Origin of the sequence: Dactylosporangium sp. NPDC000521 (assembly GCF_042898305.1) — a bacterium.
In the GTDB taxonomy this organism is placed as follows: domain Bacteria; phylum Actinomycetota; class Actinomycetes; order Mycobacteriales; family Micromonosporaceae; genus Dactylosporangium.
Genome location: NZ_JBIAYW010000037.1, coordinates 44,594 through 65,977 on the forward strand (window position 1 = coordinate 44,594; position 21,384 = coordinate 65,977).

A 21,384-nucleotide genomic window follows, 5' to 3' on the forward strand; every position below is an offset into this window, starting at 1 on the left:
ATGACCCAGGCAAGCGACCCGGCCGGCTACTTCGCCGAGCAGTACACCGCCATCCATCACAACGTCGCTCGTGCGCTCACCGGCAAACCCGACGCCATCCGTCTCGCGCTGACCTGCTTCTTCGCCGGTGGGCACCTGCTCGTCGAGGACGTGCCGGGCGTCGGCAAGACAACCCTCGCCAAGTCGATCGCCGCGTCGATCGACGCCGACTGGCACCGCATCCAGTTCACCCCCGACCTGCTGCCCTCCGACATCACCGGCAGCACCGTCTACGACCAGCACAGCGGCGAGTTCTCCTTCCGGCCCGGCCCGACCTTCGCCCATCTGGTCCTCGCCGACGAGATCAACCGCGCGTCGCCGAAGACGCAGTCGGCGCTGCTGGAGGTGATGGAGGAACGGCAGGTCACCGTCGACGGGCGCAGCTACCCGGTGCCCGTGCCGTTCCTGGTCGTCGCCACCCAGAACCCGGTCGACCTCGAAGGCACCTACCGGCTGCCGGAGGCGCAGCTCGACCGGTTCCTGCTGCGGATCAGCATCGGCTATCCGGATGTCGACGATGAACGTGACCTCCTGCTCGGCCGCTCCCGCACCGGCGCCGCCGGGCGGCTCACCCCCGTCACCACCGTCGAGCAGATCCGCTGGATGATCGAGTACGTCCAGCAGGTGCACGTCGCCGAGCAGATCGCCGACTACGTGGCCCGCATCGCCGCCGCGACCCGCGCCGACCCGCGGCTGCAGCTCGGCGTCAGTCCCCGCGGCAGCCTCGCGCTCCTGCGTGCCGCGCAGTCCTGGGCAGCCGGCGACGGACGCGGCTACGTCGTCCCCGACGACGTCCGGGCCGTCGCGGTCGCCGCGCTCGCCCACCGGCTCCTGGTCCGCCCGCAGGCCGAGATCGAGGGCGTCCACCCCGCCGACATCCTTCGCGACGTCCTCGAAACGCTGCCGGTGCCGGTACCCGAGGCGGCCGGACGCCGATGAGACCCACCGGCACGGGCCTGGCCGTCGGGCTCGGCGGCGGCGCACTGGTCGCGGCGGGCCTGACCGCCGGCCTGCCGACGCTCGCCGGGATCGGCGCCGCCGGGCTGACCCTGATGCTCGGCGCGGCCGCCCTGGTACTCCTACCGGCCCGCCTCGACGTGACCCGTACCGCCACCCGGACCCGGCTGACCGTCGGCGACGCGGTCCGCGCCGACGTCACGGTCGTCAACGCCGGCAGGCTGCCCACCGGCGTCTTCGAGGTCCTCGACTCCTTCGGCGGCGAACCGCAGCGCATCGCGGTGCCGCCGCTGGCACCCGGCGCGCGGTTCGACGACTCGTACGAGATCAGCACCCGCCGCCGCGGCGTCATCGCGCTCGGACCGGTCCGGCTGGACCGCCGCGACCCGCTCGGCCTGGTCCGCCGCGGTGAGCCGCTCGCCCCCGCGCTGTGGATCTGGGTCCACCCGAAGATCCACCCGCTCAAGGCACTGCCGATCGGCGTCGCCGTCGACTTCGAGGGTGAGATGATCGACCGCGCGCAGCACGGCTCGACCGCGTTCGCGTCGCTGCGGGAGTACCGCGCCGGCGACGACTTCCGGCAGATCCACTGGAGGACCACGGCCCGCGTCGGTGACCTCGTCGTGCAGGACCGCGTCGACACCACCGAACCGTCCACCACGGTCCTGCTGGACACGCGCGCGGCGGTGCTGTCACCGGAGCGGTTCGAGGAGGCGGTTGCCTTCGCCGCGTCGGTGGTGTCGGCCGCCGGCCGCGGCGGCCACCCGGTCACGCTGCTGTGCACCACACCGACGGACCCGCCGCCGGTCACCGCGCTCGACCGGCTCGCCGCAGCCGTCCAGGACGGCGGCGACGAAGCCGGACTGCTCGCGATGGTCCGCGGCACGCCCGGCGGCGGGACGATCGTCGTCGTCAGTGGCGAATCGGGCGGGCTCGTCCCGCTCCTGGGGGCGCAGCGGCGACGGCACGCCCGCGTCGTGCTCGTGCAGATCGGCGACTCGACAGGCACGTCGCTGCGCTCCGGGGTCTCGATCATCTCCGCGCCGACCGCCGAGGTGGCCGCGCAGGCGTACACCCGGCTCGGCGGTGGACGGTGACCGCAACGGCGACCCGACCGGCCGGGACCGGACCCGCCGCGAGGAAATCCGGCGCGGCGCTGCCGCGCGCCGGACTGGCCGGACTGCTCGCGTTCGCCCCGGTCGTCGCACTGGCGCCCGCATACGGGCGGACCGGCGTCGAGGCGCTGACCGAACCGGCGTACGCGCTGCCGATGCTCGGCGCCGTCGCGCTCGCGCCGCTGGCGTGTCTGCTCATGACGGCCGCGTCCGGCGCGACCCGGCGCGTCCCGCCGGTCACCAGGCTGACGATCGCGCTCGCCGCGCTCGCCGGGTACGTGTTGCTGATCTTCGGGTTGTCCCCGGCGGAACTCGCCGCCGGCCCGTTCCGGCTGCTGACCAGCATCCCGCCGCTGGACCCGGACGGCGCCGAGCTCGCGGCCTGCACGCTGTTCGCCGGGCTCGTCGCGATCGGCGCGGTCGAACCGGCGCTGCGCCGCACCGCCGCCGGATGGTCACTGATCGCCCCGGTCCTGGGCACCGGCATCGCCGTCCTGCTCGCCGTCCCGGGCCGCCCGGCCACCTGGCTCGCGCCGGCGTTCGTCACTGTCACCGTCGCGCTGCTCGCGCTGACCGCCCGCGAACGCCGACCGGTCTCGGCGGCCTCCGCCGGATTCCGGCTGCTGCCACCGGTCGCCCTGCTGGCGATCGCCGCCATCGGTGCCGCCGGCGCGCTGCTCGCCACACCGCTGCTGACCCTCGCCGGTGACCCGGAACCGGTCGACCTGCGGCTCCTCGCCGACCAGACCGTCCAGCCACGGGAGGGGACCAGCCCGCTCGCCCAGTACCCCGCCCTCAGGTCCGGCAAGCTGACGCTGCGGCTCACCGTCCGGTCGGCGCAGCCCTCGACACGACTTCGGTTCGCGACGCTGGACCGGTTCGACGGGACGTACTGGACGAGCGCCGCCACGTACCGCCGTGCCGGGACCCGCCTGCCGGCCCCCGACCGGGCCGGTGTCACCGTCGAGGACGAGGTGCACGTCGAGGACCCCGGCACGTTCGGCTGGCTCGTCGCGACCGGCCGGCCGGTCCAGGTTTCCGAGACCGGGCTCGGCGTCGACACGCAGACCGGTGACGTCGTCATGCCGGCCGGCCGCCCGGTTCCGCGGCAGTACACGGTCCGCAGCCTGGTGACCGAGCCCGACCCGGCCACGCTCGCCGGTGACACACCCGCCGCGTTCACCGGAGAACGGCCGCCCGCGACGCTCGTCGGTCACGCGACCCGGCTGGCCGGCGCGAACGGTGGATACCCGGCGCTGCGCCGGCTCGCCGATCAGCTCGCGTTCGACGGCGGCTTCTCCGTGAGCTCGTCCGACAGGCCGCCGACCGGCCACGGCCTGTTCCAGATCGACCGGCTGCTGACCAGCCACTCAGGCACCGCCGAACAGTACGCGTCGGCGTACGCGCTGATGGCCCGGGCCCTCGGCTACGACGCCCGGGTCGTCGTCGGCTTCCGCCCGTCGACACCCGGCAAGATCACCGAACGGGACGTCGACGCCTGGGCCGAGGTCCGCTTCGCCGGCGCCGGATGGGTCGGGTTCTACCCGACGCCGGGCTCGCGGCAGCGTGCGCCGGAGCCGCAGCCGGCCGAGCCGGAGGAACCCGCCGAGCCCGCACCCACGACGACCCCGGCACCCCTGACCGCACCCTCCGCTGAATCCACGGCGGCCTCCTCGGCAACCGGCGGACCGATGGCCGGCAACCATCCACAGTGGATCATTACCGGACTGGCGGCCGGCGTCGCCGCCATGCTGCTCGCGGCCCGCCCCATTTCGCGGGGCCTCGTCACACGGCGCAGACGGACCGCGCCCGACCCCCGCCGGCGGATCTACGGCGCCTGGCTGGACGCGCTCGACCGGTACGCCGACGCCGGCCTGACCTGGCCACCGTCCACGACGTCCGGGCAGGTCGCCGACGCGGCGGCGCAGCGCTTCCCCGCCGTCGGCGAGCCGACCCGCAGACTTGCCCGCCTCGCCGACGCCGCCGGGTACGCGGCCTCGCAGCCGACCGCAGGCGATGCTGATCACGCGTGGACGCTCAACGGGGTTGTGCGCGGCGAACTGGCGAAGGCGACCCCCTGGTGGCGCCGGCTGCTGCCGAGGCTCACCCCCGGACCCCGACGGCAGGTTCCGCGGTGACGGGGTGGCGGCGGGTGGGCATGCCCAGCATCGGGTTGGCGACGCCCCAGGCCGCGCCCTTGCAGACCAGCTCCTTGTAGACCGCGGCGAGCCGACCGGTGAGGACCGCGGAGACGGCACGGTCGTCGGCGGTCACGTACTGGATCAGGCCATCCTTGCGGCCCAGCGAGATGCACTGGTTGAAGTAGCGCAGCGGGACGTTCGGCAGCTTCCCGCCGGTCAGGCGCGCCGCGATCGCGTCGGCGGCCTGCCACGCCATCGGGGTGCCGGACGCGCACGACATCCGCAGCGGCTTGTCCCCGGCACCCATGGCGAAGGCGGCGTCGCCCACGGCGTACACCTCCGGATGGGACACCGACCGCATGGTGCCGTCGACGACGATCCGGCCGGTGCCGGTGACCTCCAGGCCGCTCGCCTGCGCGATCGGGTGCACCGCGAACCCGGCGGTCCACACCGTGACCGCGGCCGGGATCGTGCGGCCGTCCGCGGTGACGACGGCGTCGGCCTCGACCCGGGCGACGTCGGCGTGCTCGTGCACGATGATCCCGAGCCGGGCCGCCACCTTCCGCAGGTGCGCGCGGCCCTTGTCCGACAGCCAGTCGCCGAGCTCACCGCGGGCGGCGAGCGCGACCTCGAGGTCCGGACGCGCCTCGGCGATCTCGGTGGCGGCCTCCAGCCCCGTGAGGCCGCCGCCGACGACGACCACGGGCTGCCCGGCGTCGAGGCGGGTCAGGCGGTCCCGCAGCCGCAGCGCGCCGGGGCGGCTGGCGACCTCGTCGGCGTGCTCAGCGGTGCCGGGGACGCCCTGGGCGTTCCAGCCGCTGCCGAGCGCGTAGACGAGGGTGTCGTATCCGAGTTCCTCACCGCCGGCCGTGACGGTCCTGCGCTCCACGTCCACGCCGGTGACCTTGGCGATCCGCAGCTGGACGCCGGTGCCGGCGAGCATCGCGCTGAACGGCCGCGGCTTGAGCGTCTGGCCGGTCGCCAGCTGGTGCATGCGGACCCGTTCGACGAAGTCCGGCTCGGCGTTGACGAGGGTGATCGCGACGTCCTCCCGGCGCAGCCGCTTGGCGAGCCGGCCGGCGGCGATGGCCCCGGCGTACCCGGCGCCCAGAACGATGATGCGGTGCTGCTGCATGTCCCTGCTCCTGTCTGACGGTGTGCCCCTTGAACCGGGCGGCCCGCCGTTTGCTGACAGGAACATGGTGTGAAGCAGCTCACATGCTCACTGGAACGCGGTGAACAGAGGTTTCCCGTGGTCGCCGGCGGCCGCCCAGCGCTCGGTCGCGCGGTCGAGCTTGTCGGGGTTGACCTGGTTGCGCAGCGCCGCGATACCGCCGGCGGTGACCTCCAGGCACATGACCCCCACGACCCGCCCCTCCACGACGGCCACCACGGCCGGCTCCCCGTTGGCGGTCGTGGCGTAGATCTCAGGCGACCCGCCGGCGGCGGCGCGCTTCGCCTCGCCGGGCGCGAACAGCCCCCGCACGAACTTCGCCACCGCGAGGGCACCCTCGAACGCCTTCGCCCGCGCCGGCACCTTCCCGCCGCCGTCACCGATCGAGACGGCGTCCCCGGCGAGCAGCCGCACGAGCGGCTCGGTCCGCCCGCTGGTCGCGGCCGCCAGGAACTCCTCGACGATCCGCCGCGCCGCGGCCTCGTCGATCTCCGTGCGCGCCCGGCCCTCGGCGACGTGCTGCTTGGCCCGGTGGAAGATCTGCTGGCTGGTGGCCTCCGTGATGTCGAGGATCCCGGCGATCTCCCGGTGCGGGTAGTCGAACGCGGCGCGCAGCACGTACACCGCCCGCTCGTTCGGCGTGAGCCGCTCCATCAGCGTGAGCACCGCGTAGGACACCGACTCGCGCTGCTCCACGGTGTCGGCCGGACCGAGCATCGGATCCCCCGCGAGCAGGGGCTCCGGCAGCCACTGCCCCACGTACACCTCGCGGCGCGCCCGCGCCGACGTGAGCTGGTTGAGGCACAGGTTGGTGAGGACCTTCGTCAGCCAGGCCTCGAGCACTTCGATGTGCCCGTGGTCGGCGCCCTGCCAGCGCAGGAACGTCTCCTGCACCGCGTCCTCGGCCTCCGCCGCTGAGCCGAGCATGCGGTAGGCGATGGCCTCCAGCCGCGGCCGGGCCATCTCGAACCGCTCAACGTCTCCAACGGTCAGCACCATGACCACACGGTACGTGCTTCTCGCCGCCGCCATCGCGGCCTGGCGCAGCAACGGTCCGCTGCCGTTCAGCGACACCCTGGACCGCGTGGTCCGCGGCATCGCGGCGGCCGCAAACCCGCCTACTACAGCGCGCCGCCCGGGATGGGGATCCGCACCCACGCGACACGGCCTCGTAACGGCGGTGTGCGTGTAGCGCCGTAGGCTGCGCCGCCATGGACTGGGAGCTGTTCGGGTTCGGGCTGGCGTTTGTCGTGGCGGGCGCGGCCCTCGCGACGAACGTCAGAGGGCTCGCCACGAGGTGTCTGACGATGCCTGCGGACGTGGCCGCGTTGGTCAGCCGGTACCGGCAGGTATCCGCCGACCGGGAACGCGACGCGGTCCGCACCGCGCGGCTCGCCGGCGTCGTGATGACCGTCGTCGGGGTCGGGATGACGGTCAGCGCGTGGTGGCGGTGAGCCGCCCCGCCGAGGCGGTCAAGCAGGCAGAGTGATGCGGAGCATGGCGCGGTCCCGCGCCGCGGGCGACGATGCGTTCGATCAGCATGAGCACGCAGTACGCAGGCCGTACTTGCGCCGGACGAGGGACGGCGAGGCAGGCGGCCGTCGCCGGCGGCCTGGCGTTTACGCGCGGCTGTGGCGGTAACACGTCATTACCGCCCGTCCGGCGTCTTCGCGTGGCGATGCCGGTCAGACGGCGAAGGGGGTGCCGGTGAGGCGCTCGCTGTCGCGCCACAAGGCGGCGCCGACGGCCGGGTCGTCGGCGCCGTGGGGTAGGCGGGCCGGCTTCGGCGTGCCGGAGTCTTGGCGGCGTCCGGCCGGCCCGATGAAGGCGCCGTTCTCGACCGCGGGGTTGGTCGCGGCATAGAGCGAGGGCCAGGCGGCGCCCTCGGGCGAACCCATCGCCAGCCGCCCGAGCATCGGCAGGAGCAGCCGGGCGGCCAGGCCCTGGGAGTGTTGCTGGAGGTTGGTCATGGCGGCGCCGGGGTGGACGGCGACGGCAGTCATCGGGGTGCCGGCCAGCCGGCGGGCGAGTTCGATGGTGAACACGATGTTGGCCCGCTTGGATTTCGCGTAGGCGCCCATCGGCCGGTACCTCCGCTCGCTCATCAGGTCGGTCAGCTCACCGCTGCCCCAGCGGGCGGCGATTGCGCTGACCGTCACCACCCGGGCGGCCGGGGCGACGCGCAGAGCGGGCACGAGCTGGGCGGTGAGGGCGAAGTGGCCCAGGTGATTGGTGCCGAAGGTCATCTCGAATCCGTCGGCGGTGGTCTGCCGCTCGGCGATGTTCATCACGCCGGCGTTGTTGATGAGCAGGTCCAGCGGACCGTGGTCGACGACCCGGGCCGCCGCGGCGCCGATCGACTTGAGGTTGCCGAGATCGAGCACGAGCGTGTCGACCGCGGCCGACGGGACCTCGGCGCGGATCGCTTCGGCGGAGGCCGTGAGCTTGCCGGGATCGCGTCCGGCGAGCACGACGCGGGCGCCGTGAACAGCCAGGACCCGGGCGGTCTGCCAGCCGATTCCGCTGTTGCCGCCGGTGATCAGGGCGACCCGCCCGGCCTGATCGCTGATCGTCGCGGGGTCCAGGTGACCATCACGCCTCCTTCGTAATGAACATTCATTCAGTAGGCATGGAAGATAGAGGGTTCGGAGCGACTTGTCAAATGAATGTTCATTAAGAAGACTGGAGGTATGCGTACACGGGATCCCGAGACCAAGCGCCGCCTGCTGCTGGAGGCGGCGCTGGAGGAGTTCTCCGCCTACGGCGTGGCCGGCGCGCGGGTCGACCGGCTGGCCAAGCGGGCAGGCATCAGCGCCGGGCTGGTCTACTCGTTCTACGAGAACAAGGACGGCCTGTTCGATGCGGTCTTCGACCTGATCGTCGAGCAGACCGTCTCGGCCGTCCCAATCGACGCCGACGATTTGGGGGAGTACGCCGGCCGCCTCTGCGACGCCGGCCTCGCGCACCCCGACGTGTTGCGCTTCGTGGCCTGGTACCAGCTCGAGCGCGGCGACCCGGCCGCCCGGCGAGCTTCCACCACCGCCGCGATGGCCGAGAAGGTCGCCCTGATCGCGCAGGCCCAGAGCCGGGGCGTCGTCACCGACCGCATCGCCCCGGGCGAGATCCTCGCCCTCGTGCTGGCCCTGGCCAACATGTGGCAGCTACGCGAGCCCGAGTTCCTGGACCTGGTCGAGCCGGACCGCCGCCGGGCGGCTGTGGTCGAAGCCGTCCGCCGCCTGACCGCCCCGTGACCGTTGTCCCGAGCGGTCATCGCGGCGACGGATGTGCCGGTCTGGCGCAACCGGTCGAGCAAGTCCCAGTACGCCTCGCTGGCCAGGTACGTGCACCCGAACACCTTCCGGTACCGGCTGCGCCGGGCGGCCGAGGCCGGCCCGCTCGACCTGCACGACCCGGACGCCCGCTTCGCCGCGATGCTGGAGCTGCGCCTCGCCGCCCGCCCGACCGAGTGACGTGCCCCGCACCGCTGGTCCGTCCCCTGCATGGAGCGGTGCAGGTGCCGGGCGGGGGCTCCGTCCGCCGCCCGCGGTGCCGGTCAGGCGACCGCGGCCAGGAGCCGGTCCGGGGCCTCCAGCTGCGGCAGGTGCCCGGCGTCGGGCATGAGCGTGAACCGGGCGCCCGGGATGGCGCCGGCGTACGCGCGGCCGTAGGACGGCGTGGTGATGCCGTCGGACCCGCCCCACACGACCAGCACGGGAAGGTCGACCCCGGCGAGACGGTCCCGCAGCCCCGGGTCGGACATCGACATCCCCGTGTACGCGGCGAGGGCCGCCAGGTCGGGCTTCGGCCGGGCCGGGTCCGGCGGGAAGCGCGCCGGGTCGTGGAACGACAGCTCGGCGAGCCGGGCCGGGGTGAGGCCGGACACGTCGGTGACCGGATGGCCGGGGACGTCCAGGCCGACCGCGTTCACCAGCACCACCCGGCCGACGCGCGGGCTGTGCAGGAGCGCGAGCTCGGCGGCGACCCAGCCGCCGATCGAGTTGCCGACCACCGTCACGCCGCTGAGGTCGAGGCGGTCGAGCAGGGCGGCGTACAGCTCGGCGAGCCCCGCGACGGAGCTGAGCTCCGCGGGCCGCGGCGTGCCCGCGAATCCGGGGTGCGTCGGCACGATCACGCGGGCGTCGCGGGACGCGGCGAGCAGTTCGGCGAAGGGCAGCATCGAGCGCGGGCCGGCGCCGCCGTGCAGGAGCAGGAACGGCTCGGCGCCCGCGCCGAGCTCGAGGAAGGTCACGTCGTCGTTGGTCACCGGCCCAGGATTCGGTCCCGGAGCGGACGGCGGGAGAGGATGGTCCATCGTGGGACCCACACCACCACCCAGCGCCGCTCGCCGCGCCGCTCTGGCGGATTTCCTCCGGACCCGCCGCGCGGCGCGGCGCCCGCAGGACGCCGGCCTGGACCCGGGCCCGGGCCGCCGCCGCACGCCCGGGCTGCGCCGCGAGGAGGTCGCGCAGCTGTCCGGCGTGGGCCTGTCCTGGTACACGTGGCTGGAGCAGGGCCGCGACGTCACCCCGTCGGCGCAGGTGCTGCTCGCGCTGAGCCGCGCCCTCGCGCTCACCCAGTCGGAGCGCGACCACCTGTTCCTGCTCGCCGCCGTGGCCCCGCCGCAGCCCGGGGACGGTCCGGTCGACGAGGAGACGGCCGCGTTCGTCGACGCGCTGCTGCCGCACGTCGCGTTCGTGCTGGACCCGCGGTTCGACGTGGTCGCGCACAACCGGGCCGCCGAGATCATCATGTCGGGGCTGGTCACGCCCCCGGCGGGCGGCCGGCGCAACCTGCTGCTGTGGCTGTTCGACCCGGCGAGCTGGGACACCGGGTCACCGGCGTGGCGGCGGACCGCCCACGCGAACCTGCTCGACTTCCGCAGCGAGCACGCCCGGCACCCCGGCGACCCCGCCTTCCTGTCCCTCGTCGAGGAGCTCACCGCGGGCAGCCCGTCCTTCCGGGACTGGTGGGCTGGGCACGACGTGCAGGTCCTGGAGCCGTCCCGCAAGCGGATCCCGCACCCGGCGCTCGGCGACCTCACGTTCCTGTCGGCCCAGAGCCGCCCCGCCCACGCGCCGTGGCTGCGCCTGCGGATCCTGGTGCCCGCGGACGCCCGTACCCGCGCCGCCGTCAACGCCGCGGCGCCCAGCTGAGGTAGTGGCGCCCGACGTTCCAGGGCTGGATCGACAGCACATCCGCAGCCACCCCGGTCCGGGAGGGCGTCTACGCGCCGTGACCCGCTGAGCGGTCCGGCGGTGGGGGCTCCAACTCCGGACCGTGCTTCCGCGTCGCCGGGTCGGGCTCGGCGCCGATCAGACCGGCGGCGGGTCCCAGCCGCTCGCGGCCGGCGCCGTCTCGGACCCGCGCCGTCGTGCCGCCGCCCGTCCCCGCACGCGGCGACCAGCAACCCCGCCACGCCCCACGGACCACGTCCGTGCGCTTCGCGACACGTGTCCGGCACCACGCACCCACTGGAAGGTTTCAGGGCGAGACGGTGTTCCATCCGCAGCTCACCGGAGGCGCACCACCGCAGAGTCCGCAACAGCCGGTCACGGCGAGCAGCGCGGTGACCCTCGCTGAGCGGGTCGATGGGCTGCTCGATGAGCCGTGCGCTCAAGTAATCGCGTGAGTCTGGCCGTTCATCGACGCCCGTCCGAAGTGGGCACGCTGAAAGATGCGCCGCCCGTCATCCGTCAATAGGTTGACGGCCATGATTCTCCCGACCGAGCCGATCGGAAGCTTTCCACGCCCGTCGGAGCTGCTGGCCGCCATCGCCGATCACGCCGCCGGGCGGATCGGGCAGGCCACTCTGGACGCGCGGTACGACGACGCCGTGCGGGACACCATCGCCACCCTTGAGCGGCTCGGCTCACCTGTGGTCACCGACGGCGAACAGCGCAAGCCGAGCTTCGCGACGTACCCGCTGTCGGGTCTGGACACCCTGGCGCCGGACGGCGCCGTCATCCCATTCGCCGACGGCCATACGCGGCAGCTTCCCCGCCTCACCATGGGGCCGTTCCGCTACGCGACGCGATCGCAGACGTACCTGAGCGCCGCGCGACGGCACGCGAGCGTGCCGGTCAAGCAGGCGGTCATCGCGCCGTCCGCGCTCAGCCTGCTGTATCCGGAGTGCGGTATCGACGGGTACCCCCGAGAGGCGTTCCTCGACGACCTGGTCGACGAGGCGGAGGCCGACATCCGCGGCGCGCTGGACGCCGGCGCTCAGACCGTGCAGCTGGACTTCACCGAGGGCCGGCTTTCGATCAAACTCGACCCCTCCAAGGCCCTGCTGCAGGCTTTCGTGGCCTTGAACAACCGTGTGCTCGAGCGGTTCGCTCCGCAGGAGCGGGCGCGCATCGGTGTGCACACGTGCCCCGGCGGCGACCAGGACTCCACCCACAGCCTTGATGTGGACTACGTCGAGCTGCTGCCCAGCCTCTTCGCGATCGACGCCGGCATCTTCTACGTGCAGCTCGCCGGCGAGCCCGAGCCGGGACGGGTGCTCGCCTCGATCGCTGAGCATTCCCGCCCGCACCAGCGGATCTTCGTCGGCGTGACCGACCCGGTCGACCCAGTGGTGGAGACCGCCGAACAAGTGCGCGACCGCGTGCTACGGGCCGCTGAGTACATCCCGCCCGACCGGCTCGGCACCTGCGACGACTGCGGGTTCGCTCCGTTCGCTGACGACGTGTCCACGTCGCGGGACACGGCGTGGGCCAAGGTACGCGCCCGGGTCGAGGGAACCGCCCTGGCGGCCGAGCAGCTGGCCGGGTGAGGGGCAGGGCCGGCGCCCGGTCCGCACCGCGCGCCGCGTCACGGGCTCATCCGTCACCTGCCGAGAGGGCCTCAGCGCAGGACGGGAACGGCGGCGCTCTCGACGTCCTGGTGGGGCCACCGACCTCCGTCACAGCCACCACGTCCTGACCGAGGGCGCCGGCATCCCGCTCGCGGCATCGTTGACCGGCGGCAACCACAACGGCATCACCGAACTGCTGCCACTGGTCGACGCGACTCCGCCGGTGCGTGGCCGACGAGGCCGGCCACGCCGTCGACCGGCCGAACTCAACTCACTCGAAGGTCATGAACCGCCGTAGCAGTACTTGGCCTTGAGTGGTGTGCCGCCACCGTCATCGGCGCGTCAGCGCAAGACCGGCCAGCCCGGTCAGCACCACCAACGTCCACCACCAGATGCGCGGCGGTACGGCGGAGAACCGCCCCGGCGCGTCCAGGTCCGGCCGCTGCGGCGTTTCCGTGGTGGCGTCGGCGGTGAGCGGGACACCGAGCTGCCAGAGGTGGGCGAGTTGTTGCCAGGTGGCGCGTTCCGTGGCCGGGTCGGCCGGCAGGTCGAGGCGGTGCAGCAGGTCGGCGCGGTAGAGGTCGAACGCGACCCGCACCTGCAGCGCGTACTGCCGGGCGGGCCCGGCGGCGGCGTGCCGCACGGCTGCCGCGAGCAGCGCCGCACCCCAGTACCAGCCGAGGAACAGCCCGGCCGGCGCGTGCCCGGCGGCGAGCGTGATCCCGCCCGCGACGCCCAGCGCGGTGGCGAGGGTGCTCACCACGACGTGCAGCTCCAGGTCGGCCTTCGCGGCCCCGATCGTGGTGACGAACGACGGCGGGAGCAGCGGATACAGCCGCGGCCAGACGATGACGGGGTCGAGCCCGTAGCGCAGCCGCGGATACATCTCGGCCGCCTTGAGCACGTTGCCGACCCGTGTCGGCATGAGCTCCTCGGGCCGTGTCTGCGGCGGGAAGTCGTCGCCGGCCGCGCCGGTCCGGCGGTAGTGGTCGCGGCCCAGCGCGGCGAGCCGCCGGCCGGCCGGGGTCGGCCAGTAGCCCTCGTGCCAGCGGACCAGCGTGCTCGTGTTGGCGGCCAGGAGCCCGGCGAGGATGGCCGTGGCCGCGATCAGGGCGACCACGACGAGCGCCTGGCGCCCGCTGTTCAGCGCGTCCCAGCGCCGCAGCGCCCGCCCGGTGCCGACGCTCACCTGCGCCGCCACGGCCGCCGCCAGAGCGAGGGTGGCGAGCGCGGGCAGCAGCGCGTTGAGCACGAAGCGGCGGTCGAGGAGGCTACCGGCCTTGCCGGTGAGGTCGGGGATCACCCGATGGCCAGCGGGTGCGGCGGCAGCGCCGGGTTCGCGCAGGGCGGCGGCCGGTCGGGGTCGAAGAAGGTGAGGGTGTTGACGTGGCCGCAGCCGGGGTGGGCGCAGCGGACGCGGGCCACGCCGACCTGGGGGTCGCCGTGCAGGCTGCCGTCGGCGTTGCCGCCGTGCGGGCCGCTCATCGTGGTCGGCCGGGCCGCGTAGTCGCCGCCGGCCAGGTACGCGCCGATCGTCTCGACCGGTACCAGGCCGATCGGCTGTCCGGCCTCGGCGAGGGCCACGAAGCGGGCGCCGAGGTCCAGCAGCGTAACCGCGTCGGAGTCGGCGAACTCGGCGAAGGTCAGGTCCGCCGGCACGACCACCACCGGCGTACTGTCGCCGTCGGCCGTGACCGCGCCCAGTACCTCGCCGGCCTCGTCGACGAGCAGGTGGACCTCGGCCTCGTCGGCGTCGACGGCCGCGTCGCGCAGCCTCCGGTTCATCGCCAGTCTCCGACCAGGGCGAACGGCGCCCAGTAGTAGGGATGGTCGTACATCGTGCGCTCGTGGTCCACGGTGGCCGGTCCTCTCGAGGCCGCCCGGGCGCGCGCGGCGGCCCGGCGCAGGCCGCCGTAGCGCGGTGCTTCCGGTCCCGCGGACGCCAGCAGGTCCGTGTAGGCGGCGAGCGCGCCCGCGGCGTCGCCGGCCCGCAGCCGCGCGCCCGCGAGGTCGGCGGCGAGCAGCGCCCGGGCGGTGGCATTCTGCGCCGAACCCGCGTCCGGGGCGGCTTCGAGCTCGGCGATGGCTGCGGTGCAGTACGCGATCACGTCGGCCGCCGTGGTGGCGCGCAGCGCGAGCTGGGCCGTGCGCAGCGCGTCCGCCTTGCCGGCGCCGTTCAGCAGGGCCTGGTAGAACGCGCGCATCAGCAGGCTCGTGGAGAGCTCGTCGACCGACCAGAGCGACACCAGCAGCGAGGCCGCTCCGGCGTAGATGAACGAGCGGGTCAGGCCGATCAGCTCGTCGCCGGGCCGGCGCGCGTTGACACCGCTCTGGCAGGCGCTCAGCGTCACCAGGTCGGCGGGGAGGCTGAGCCGCAGTACCTGCTCGCTGGTGATCAGCGCGTCCTGGGCGAGCATCAGGCCGGAGCGCATGGGCTCGGCGGCGTTGAAGAGCCCGTGGCAGGCGAGGTGGAGCACCCGGGCCGGCTCGCCGGCGGTGAGGCGCTCGGCGGTGGCGTCGTCGCCGAGGTACAGGCTGCTGTGCTCGCCGAAGAGCCGGGCCACGGCTGTGGCCTGCTCGTACGCGTGGACCAGCGGCCGGTCCGGTGGTGCACCGGCGAGGATCCGCACCGCGCGCCCGGCCGGCTGGCGTTTGCGGCGGCAGTAGCGCATGGCCCCGGCGCTCGGCGAGTAGCACACCGGGTGGCGTTCGGCGACGAGGCCGGTGGGCAGTTTCAGGGCGTGCAGCGGCAGGTAGTGCAGCACGTCGTGCGGTACGAACCACACCGTCTCGCCGTCGGGCACGCGCCCGGCGAGCGGCGCGACCAACGCGTCGAACGGCTCGCTCCACGCCGCGGGGTCCGCCCGCCGCAGCGGCTCGCCCTCGCCCTCGGCGCCGAACAGCTCCCCGACGAGGTCGCGCAGGGCCGCCCGCCGCAGGGGCACCTCGATCGTCTCGGGCCGGTCGCGGTCGCCGCGTACCAGGAAGAGCCAGGTTCTGTCGGCGGTGACGAAGTATTCGGCGAGAACGGTCACCGCAGCATCCCCCGCACGTCCTCGAACGTGAGCGGGTCGCCGCGCCGCAGAGCGGCGTACTCGGCCGAGGCGGGGTCGGCCGCGATCCGGTCCCACACGGCGACGAGCCCGTCCCTGGCCTGGCGAAGCTTCTGCAGGCCGGTGATGTCGCGGCGCCCTGCACGCACGGCCTTCAGCCGCTCGTCCGCCGCGCGTTCCTCGGCGGCCAGCTCGGGCGGCAGATGCCCGGCGGCGGGCAGGCCGTCGCCGAGCAACTCCAGCAGCGCGCGGGAGCGGCCGTGCTCGACCAGCTCGAACGCGCGGGTACTCTCCTGCGGGCCGACCGCGGCGAGCAGGTCGACCAGGTCCTCATAGGTGTCCTCGGTGTCACCGCCGAGGTGCATGCGTACCTCGGGGTCGAGCACCTCCAGGCGGGCCTGCTCCTGCAGGTCGAGGGCGGCGGTCAGGTTGCGGATCGCGCGCGGAGGGTCGATGCCGTACAGGGCGCGGCCCAGTCGCTGGCGCACGTTGACCGCGTTGTGCTCGTAGCCGTCGCGCACCAGCAGACCCGCGGCGCGCTCGTACGCGTCGGCCGCGGCGTCGTAGCGCCCGTAGCCCCACTGGCGGGCCGCCCGCTCGGCCAGGGTGCGCGCCGGGCCGTACGCCCAATCGGAGGTGTCGATCGTCGGGATGTACTGGACCTTGCCGCGTTCCCGCTGACGCGGCTGAGGCGTCTTGCGTCCGGCCCACGCGGTGATGAATTGGTAGCCGCGCTGCTGGTACGCCACGAAGGTGTCCCCGGACGCGGGGCCGAGGCCGGCGGCGAGGGACTCGCGCGTGTAGTGCCAGGTGTCGAGCCAGCCGCTGAACGTGTACCGGGCCCGCAGGTCGAGGTCCTGCGCCCGGTCGCTGTCGCCGGAGACCCGGGCCGCCGCGCCGGCGGCGGCGAGGGCCATCCGCCGGATCGTCGGCGTCACCCGCCGGTCGTCGAGGACCGGCGCCAGCGTCGTGAGTGTCTGCGCCGGCCGCCCGAGCCAGAACAGTTGCGCCAGCCCGGCGTCGACGAGGCGCTCGGCCGCGAGATTGGGCAGGCCGTGCCGCAGCAGCAGCTCGGCCGCGGCCTGGTACGCGGCCGCCTCCTCCTCGCGGCGTGACTCCAGGCGGGCGATCGCGGCCTCGCTGGTGAGCAGGTCGGCGCGGGCCAGGTCGAACGCCCGCGCGACGGCCGGGCTGGCGTTGTCGGTGTAGTACTGCATCCGCAGCACCAGCGGCTCGGTCCGGCGCAGCCATTGCCGGGCGGCGCGGCCCGTGCCGGACCACTCGGAGGTGAGCATCTGCAGCCCGGTGTTCGGCGCGCCGGCCGCGGCGAGGCGGGTCTCGGCGGCGAGCGTGTGCAGCAGCGCCAGGTCGGGTGCGCGGTCGCGGCGGGCGATCACGGCGTCGTGCACCCAGGCGTCGAAGTCGTCGATGTGGCCGATGCGCATGTGCCCGAACCGTCCTGCGTCGAGGCGGCGCAGCTCGTGCGCGGGCGACCGGGACCGCCACAGGTTGCGTGCCTGCAAGGGCACGAGGAACAGCGCCAGCCAGCCTGCGAAGCGCAGGAACGCCGGGTCGGCATGGGACACGCCCGCGAGGAACGCGAACAGGCCCTGATCGACCAGTACGAAGACCCAGCTGAGCACAGCGTCGCGCCGGGACGCCCGGATCTCGCGGCGGCGGCGCAGCAGGTCGTTGACCTCGGCGATGAGCACCGGCAAACCGGCGAGCACGACCGCGACGAGCGCCTCGCGGTGGGTCGCCGCGACGTGGTCACGCCACCACGACACGATGGCGCCGCCGATCGGGCCGACCGCCACCAGCGCCGCGGCGGTCCAGCGCAGCAGCGCCGTGAACTGCTGGTCGCGCCGGCTGTACCGGGTCAGCGGGCGTAGCGCGGCCAGCATCCCGAGCATCAGCAGTGACACCAGGCCACCGACGAGCAGCGGTAACGGCTGCCGAGCGAGAACCACCGCGGCCGCTGCCGGGGCGAGCGCGGCCGCATACGCCGCCAGCGACACCAGACGGACCTGCGGCTCGACGCGCGGCGCGATCGCGGCCTTGTTCGACGGCGCAATGGTCAGGTTGCGCAGGAAGGCGTCCGGTCTCCGGCGCCTCGGCGGGAGGTTGGCGGCCGCGGCCGGGACGACCCAGCAGACCAGCAGCAGCCACGGGGAGCCGCCGCTCGCGAACGGCCCGGCAACCGCGAGACCAGCGGCGACGCCCGCCGCCGACCATTTGCTGAGGGCGCCGGCGATAAAGGCGGCGTACGCGACGAGCGCGCACGCGGCGAGGCCGTGCGACACGAACGCGGCCGCGGGGAAGCACCCGGCCGCGCCGAGCACGGCAGAGGACGCGACCACCAGCGTTTTGCGCATCGGCATCGATCTTCCGGACCCGGCGGCAGCGGCGCAACGGTCCGATCGGATCACTGACAGTAGTCACCCGGTCCTCGTTCCGGGCGGGACGATGGCGGCATGCTCAGCGGCCTGCTGTCGTGGCCCGTCGCGATCGGGGTGCTCGCCGCCGGCTGCGTCGAGCTGCGCCGCCGGGTCATCGCTCACCAGCAGCAGGCCCGGACCACCGCGTTCATCCAGGTGCTACCGCGCTCGTGGATCGGCGCCGGCCTGCTGTGGACGCTGCTCGCCTGGCCGCTCTCGTTCCCGCTGCACTGGCTCTCCGCCACGGCCGGCCCGTGGGCGCTCGCCGCGGTCGGCTTCGTGCTCTTCGGGCTGAGCGGGACGCCGGGCGTCGCGCTCGGCGCGGCAGTCTGCTACTCGATCTGGCGACCCGATCCCGACCTGGTCCAGTACTGGGCGGCCCCGATTGTGGCGGGCGCCGTCGTCAACCTCATCAACGTGGGCCCGTCCGCGTGGGGGCCGGTCGCGGTCCGGCTACGCGATGCTTCGCGGCGCGTGGGTGCGGTACGGCCGCCGCGTCCGCACGACTGGTTCTGGCTCGCCGCCGCGACGCTCGCGGCGCTGGCACCGACCGGCTACGTCCTCTGGCACCACCATCCCTTGTGGACCGTGGCCACGATCGCGGTCGGAGTGCAGCTGCTCGTCTGGGTCTTCGACCTGCACGCGCTCATCCGCTCGGTGCGGCGCCGGGCCCGGATGGTCGTGGTGGCCGCGGTCGCCGCCGCCGTGATCCTCGCCCGGTCTCCCTGGACGTTTCCGCTCCCGCACGGCTGGGCGGGCGGCGTGGCCCTGGCCGTGCTCGCGTTCACCGCCTGGGCGGTCCGCCACTACCTGGTCGAGCGGCAGTCCGTACCCTGGAACGGGACGACTCCCGTGCTCCGGCGGCTCTTCGGCTGGCGCCGGATCGTCGCTCTTCTGGCCGGCGCGGTCCGCCTGGCGCTCGGCACCGGCCTCCTCCCGCTCGCCATCGCCGTCACGCAGGGCTCGCCGTCGCTGGTCGAGGCCGCGACCGTGCTCGCGGTCGCCGAGGCGTCGACCCTGCCGCTGCGGCGGCGTGACCTGCACCGGTCGGCCGAGATCGCGTCGATCACCCAGCTCCTGAGCCAAGACCCGCCCTGGCCGTCGGAAGAGCTCGGTGCCTGGCTGCACGACACGTACTTCTCCCGTACGGGCCCCCGCGACCTGGCCATCTACCGGCTGATCACGTTGCTGTGCGAGGCGGCGCAGTGGTCCGCCGCCGGAAACATGATCCACGGACAGGGATTCATGGCCGGGGACATCCGCCTGCGTTTCCCGCTGCGCGGCGAGCGGGCCTTGCGCTGGACCGACCTCGCCGAACAGGCGCTGAGCATGGTGGACGCCGAGGTCGTACCGCGGCTGCTCGACGACGACGGCCCGCTCCCGCGCTGGCAGCACCTGGCTCGTGGCCAGACGGCGGTGACCCGCGCCGGGGTGTGGGCGGTGACCACCCAATGGTTGGTCGCCTACGAGGCCGATCCCTTTTCCGGCAACTGGGTCATGCCGCTCCCGCCGATCGCCGACTCGGACTATCCCGACCTGACGACGAGCCAGGCCACCATGTCCAGCGCCGCCGAACTGCGCCAGGCGTCGGCCGAGTTCACGGCGGCGGGCGCGTCGGTCGCCGCCCGGCTGGCCCGTTTCAACGCCGCCTACCTGCTCGCGTCGGTCGGGGAGCCGCCGCACCGGGTGTTCGCCGAGCTCGGCGACCCCGGCGGCCCCGAGTGGTGGGAGCGGCTGACAGCGGTCATCCGCGCGTCCGTGGCCATGCGCGGCAGCGGCGACATCGTGCTCGGCGAACCCTTCGACGAGGCCCTCTTCACCGCGATCGTGGCCGACGCCGCGGCCGAGCTGGCCGAGTGGCCGCTCGACATGCTGACCGAGCTCCTCAGCACCGTCGAGGTCGCCGACCGGATCGTCCATGCCGCGGCCGCCCAGCGCGTCGGCTTGGGCTTGACTGATGTGACGGACAGGTCGACGTAGTAGCCAGGGCTACCGTCAAGGGCACTCCTTCCCCGTGACAGAGGCAGGGTCGGCGAGGGGAAGTGAGGCGGCCGCGGGCGGCGAGCCGGTCGAGGCGCCCGCTGGCGCGGCTCCACCCCGCGAAAACCGGCCCGCAACCCGCGCGAACAGACCCTCATAATCGCCGTCTCAAGCCCCAACAGGGGACTGTGAAAACGGTGTAACTCCTGATCAAGGAGATGCACCTGACAAGCGAGGCCGTGGATACTGCCGCGGTGGAGAAGCAGGGCCCGCTCGCCGTGCGTGAGGCCCTTGGCCGACAGCGACACCACCAGGTCCTCGACCCCGCCCAGACGGCGCGAGCGCTTCGGCACTTTCGCCGGCGCGAAGCTGCCGTCCCGGTCCCGGGGCACGCTGATATCCACCGACCCGACCTCGGTCAACAGCGTCTTCGTCCGCCACCCGTTGCGGAAGTTGCCGCCATCGCGCCCAGCCGGGCCGTGCTTGTCATGGCCGAGATGGGCATCCATCTCCGCTTCGAGGGCCGCCTCCAGGAACCGTTTCGTCAGCTGCTGCAGCACCCCGCCCCGGCCCAGCAGCTGCACCCCCTGCGCCCGGGCCTGCACCGCCAACCGGGCCACCAACGCCGGGTCCAGGGGCCTCGGCCGTCGCGGCCTGCCGCCCGTCCACCGGCCCAGCCTGCACCGGCACCGTCGCCGACAACTCGTCCACGGCCGCGTCAGCGGTCTTGATCTCGGTAGTCACAGATCCCAAACGATGCCCCTCTTGTTCGAGTTACACCGTTTCAAGGCAGTCCCGTCCCCGGCCGGGCCGTAGCACGGGCCCGCCGGCAGGATGCCGACGGGCCCGGTGGGCCGCTGCCTACGCGAAGAGGACCAAGGGACCCGAATTCACCAGAGTGCTCCCGTTGTAGTTGCGGGCTCGCATGCCGATGGCGTCCCAGTCCAGGGAGTACTCGGGGCCGCACTTGTTGTAGCCCGGGTACTCGTGCCAGGTCGCCGAGGTCCCGTCGCCGTAGTAGATCGTCACCGCAGGGTGGTTCCCGGTCGCGGTGTCACAGATCTTGTAGGTCGCCGTGTCGTCGTAGTAGCAGACCCGGGCCCCGGTGGTTGAGGTGACGAACTGCTCCGAGCCATTGCATGTGTGGGCGGCGGCCAAGGCCGGCTGGCCCACCGCTACCAGCCCGCCCATGACGAGCAGTGCAACACCCGCGACTCGGGTAAGGCTGCGACGAAGGTTCGGCATGATGTGCTCCCATCCGTTTCGGAGGAAATGATCGCGATGCATTTCACTCGATGCGACTGAAGGAACTGTTCACGAATGACTCCGAACGGTTCCGGACGCCCAGGGGCTTCGACGCTTCACTCCCAGTGCCATCCACCGTGGACTATCACCCGGCCCTGCTTTGAGGAACTTTTGCCGTTGAACGCTCAGGCGCGGCTCGTCGCCGGCACGCGGATGGCGAGCACGTCAAGGCGGCTGACCCACTTGGTGACGTGGCGGGCCACGTCCTGGCCGGTCAGGCCGAGATCGGTGAGGACCTCCATCCGCTGCTGACTGCCGCTGCGGCGATCGTCAATGTGGTGTTCATCGGTGCCTCCCCGTGGCCGGTACCAGTGATGGGACAACCATGCGCGATCATGGATGCGCAAAGGTTGAAGAAACCTTGAATCGGCGGCCCCAGCCCGGAG

The 21,384-nt window shown here is 73.5% G+C and carries 19 protein-coding genes and 1 pseudogene; 9 read left to right on the plus strand and 11 right to left on the minus strand.

The window, feature by feature from the left end:
- From ACFY3L_RS51710 to ACFY3L_RS51720, 3 genes are read left to right on the plus strand one after another with little or no spacing between them, the layout of a single operon-like run.
- Positions 1–978, plus strand: coding sequence for an AAA family ATPase (locus tag ACFY3L_RS51710; RefSeq protein WP_389342374.1), 978 nt, complete (start codon positions 1–3; stop codon positions 976–978).
- On the plus strand, positions 975–2,093 hold the full coding sequence (locus ACFY3L_RS51715) for a DUF58 domain-containing protein (protein ID WP_389342377.1): 1,119 nt from the start codon (positions 975–977) through the stop codon (positions 2,091–2,093). Before ACFY3L_RS51710 ends, ACFY3L_RS51715 begins: the two co-directional genes overlap by 4 nt.
- A complete protein-coding gene (locus ACFY3L_RS51720) occupies positions 2,090–4,249 on the plus strand; it encodes a DUF3488 and transglutaminase-like domain-containing protein (RefSeq protein ID WP_389342380.1) in 2,160 nt (719 codons plus the stop codon). The genes ACFY3L_RS51715 and ACFY3L_RS51720 overlap by 4 nt, the downstream gene beginning before the upstream one ends.
- Here ACFY3L_RS51720 and ACFY3L_RS51725 read toward each other — a convergent pair.
- The gene (locus ACFY3L_RS51725) at positions 4,215–5,387 is read right to left on the minus strand and encodes an NAD(P)/FAD-dependent oxidoreductase (RefSeq protein WP_389342383.1); all 1,173 of its coding nucleotides are present in this window, start codon (positions 5,385–5,387) and stop codon (positions 4,215–4,217) included. The genes ACFY3L_RS51720 and ACFY3L_RS51725 overlap by 35 nt on opposite strands.
- Positions 5,388–5,474: 87 nt before the next feature.
- A complete protein-coding gene (sigJ, locus tag ACFY3L_RS51730) occupies positions 5,475–6,425 on the minus strand; it encodes an RNA polymerase sigma factor SigJ (protein WP_389342386.1) in 951 nt (316 codons plus the stop codon).
- A gap of 212 nt (positions 6,426–6,637) precedes the next feature.
- Here sigJ and ACFY3L_RS51735 point away from each other — a divergent pair, with 212 nt between their 5' ends.
- Complete coding sequence (locus ACFY3L_RS51735) at positions 6,638–6,880, plus strand: hypothetical protein (RefSeq protein ID WP_389342389.1); 243 nt, start codon at positions 6,638–6,640, stop codon at positions 6,878–6,880.
- A gap of 231 nt (positions 6,881–7,111) precedes the next feature.
- On the opposite strand, the gene ACFY3L_RS51740 is transcribed toward ACFY3L_RS51735, so the two are convergent.
- Positions 7,112–8,050: an oxidoreductase gene (locus ACFY3L_RS51740; RefSeq protein ID WP_389342446.1), complete on the minus strand. Its 939-nt coding sequence runs from the start codon at positions 8,048–8,050 to the stop codon at positions 7,112–7,114.
- A gap of 66 nt (positions 8,051–8,116) precedes the next feature.
- On the opposite strand from ACFY3L_RS51740, the gene ACFY3L_RS51745 reads away from it, so the two are divergent.
- Both ACFY3L_RS51745 and ACFY3L_RS51750 read left to right on the plus strand, forming a co-directional pair.
- Complete coding sequence (locus ACFY3L_RS51745; protein WP_389342392.1) at positions 8,117–8,677, plus strand: TetR family transcriptional regulator; 561 nt, start codon at positions 8,117–8,119, stop codon at positions 8,675–8,677.
- 3 nt (positions 8,678–8,680) lie between these two features.
- The gene (locus tag ACFY3L_RS51750; protein WP_389342395.1) at positions 8,681–8,896 is read left to right on the plus strand and encodes a helix-turn-helix domain-containing protein; all 216 of its coding nucleotides are present in this window, start codon (positions 8,681–8,683) and stop codon (positions 8,894–8,896) included.
- Between the two features lie 83 nt (positions 8,897–8,979).
- Here ACFY3L_RS51750 and ACFY3L_RS51755 read toward each other — a convergent pair whose 3' ends face one another.
- Positions 8,980–9,690 carry an alpha/beta fold hydrolase gene (locus tag ACFY3L_RS51755; RefSeq protein WP_389342398.1) on the minus strand — a complete coding sequence of 237 codons (711 nt, stop codon included), beginning with the start codon at positions 9,688–9,690 and terminating at the stop codon, positions 8,980–8,982.
- Between the two features lie 49 nt (positions 9,691–9,739).
- On the opposite strand from ACFY3L_RS51755, the gene ACFY3L_RS51760 reads away from it, so the two are divergent.
- Both ACFY3L_RS51760 and ACFY3L_RS51765 read left to right on the plus strand, forming a co-directional pair.
- Positions 9,740–10,579, plus strand: a complete 840-nt coding sequence (locus tag ACFY3L_RS51760) for a helix-turn-helix transcriptional regulator (RefSeq protein WP_389342401.1) — start codon at positions 9,740–9,742, stop codon at positions 10,577–10,579.
- Positions 10,580–11,136: 557 nt separating this feature from the next.
- A complete protein-coding gene (locus ACFY3L_RS51765) occupies positions 11,137–12,201 on the plus strand; it encodes a cobalamin-independent methionine synthase II family protein (protein WP_389342404.1) in 1,065 nt (354 codons plus the stop codon).
- Positions 12,202–12,553: 352 nt separating this feature from the next.
- Here the strand turns inward: ACFY3L_RS51765 and ACFY3L_RS51770 are convergent, their stop codons facing one another.
- The 4 genes from ACFY3L_RS51770 to ACFY3L_RS51785 are packed head-to-tail and all read right to left on the minus strand — an operon-like array spanning position 12,554 to position 17,650.
- Positions 12,554–13,525 (minus strand): hypothetical protein, encoded by a 972-nt coding sequence (locus tag ACFY3L_RS51770; protein WP_389342407.1) that lies wholly within the window; start codon positions 13,523–13,525, stop codon positions 12,554–12,556.
- Entirely contained in the window at positions 13,522–14,007 is a 486-nt protein-coding gene (locus tag ACFY3L_RS51775) for a hypothetical protein (protein WP_389342410.1), read from the minus strand. Before ACFY3L_RS51775 ends, ACFY3L_RS51770 begins: the two co-directional genes overlap by 4 nt.
- Positions 14,004–15,257: a CHAT domain-containing protein gene (locus ACFY3L_RS51780; RefSeq protein ID WP_389342413.1), complete on the minus strand. Its 1,254-nt coding sequence runs from the start codon at positions 15,255–15,257 to the stop codon at positions 14,004–14,006. The genes ACFY3L_RS51775 and ACFY3L_RS51780 overlap by 4 nt, the downstream gene beginning before the upstream one ends.
- Entirely contained in the window at positions 15,254–17,650 is a 2,397-nt protein-coding gene (locus tag ACFY3L_RS51785) for a hypothetical protein (protein ID WP_389342415.1), read from the minus strand. The genes ACFY3L_RS51780 and ACFY3L_RS51785 overlap by 4 nt, the downstream gene beginning before the upstream one ends.
- A 99-nt stretch (positions 17,651–17,749) precedes the next feature.
- Between ACFY3L_RS51785 and ACFY3L_RS51790 the strand changes: the two genes are divergently transcribed.
- Positions 17,750–19,693: a hypothetical protein gene (locus ACFY3L_RS51790; RefSeq protein WP_389342418.1), complete on the plus strand. Its 1,944-nt coding sequence runs from the start codon at positions 17,750–17,752 to the stop codon at positions 19,691–19,693.
- A 284-nt stretch (positions 19,694–19,977) separates the two neighbouring features.
- Here the strand turns inward: ACFY3L_RS51790 and ACFY3L_RS51795 are convergent.
- From ACFY3L_RS51795 to ACFY3L_RS51805, 3 genes and pseudogenes are all read right to left on the minus strand, one after another.
- A pseudogene (locus tag ACFY3L_RS51795) lies at positions 19,978–20,313 on the minus strand (transposase); the annotation flags it as partial.
- 241 nt (positions 20,314–20,554) lie between these two features.
- Positions 20,555–20,884: a hypothetical protein gene (locus ACFY3L_RS51800; RefSeq protein ID WP_389342420.1), complete on the minus strand. Its 330-nt coding sequence runs from the start codon at positions 20,882–20,884 to the stop codon at positions 20,555–20,557.
- A 239-nt stretch (positions 20,885–21,123) separates the two neighbouring features.
- Positions 21,124–21,345 (minus strand): hypothetical protein, encoded by a 222-nt coding sequence (locus ACFY3L_RS51805; protein WP_389342422.1) that lies wholly within the window; start codon positions 21,343–21,345, stop codon positions 21,124–21,126.
- Between the last annotated feature and the right edge of the window lie 39 nt (positions 21,346–21,384).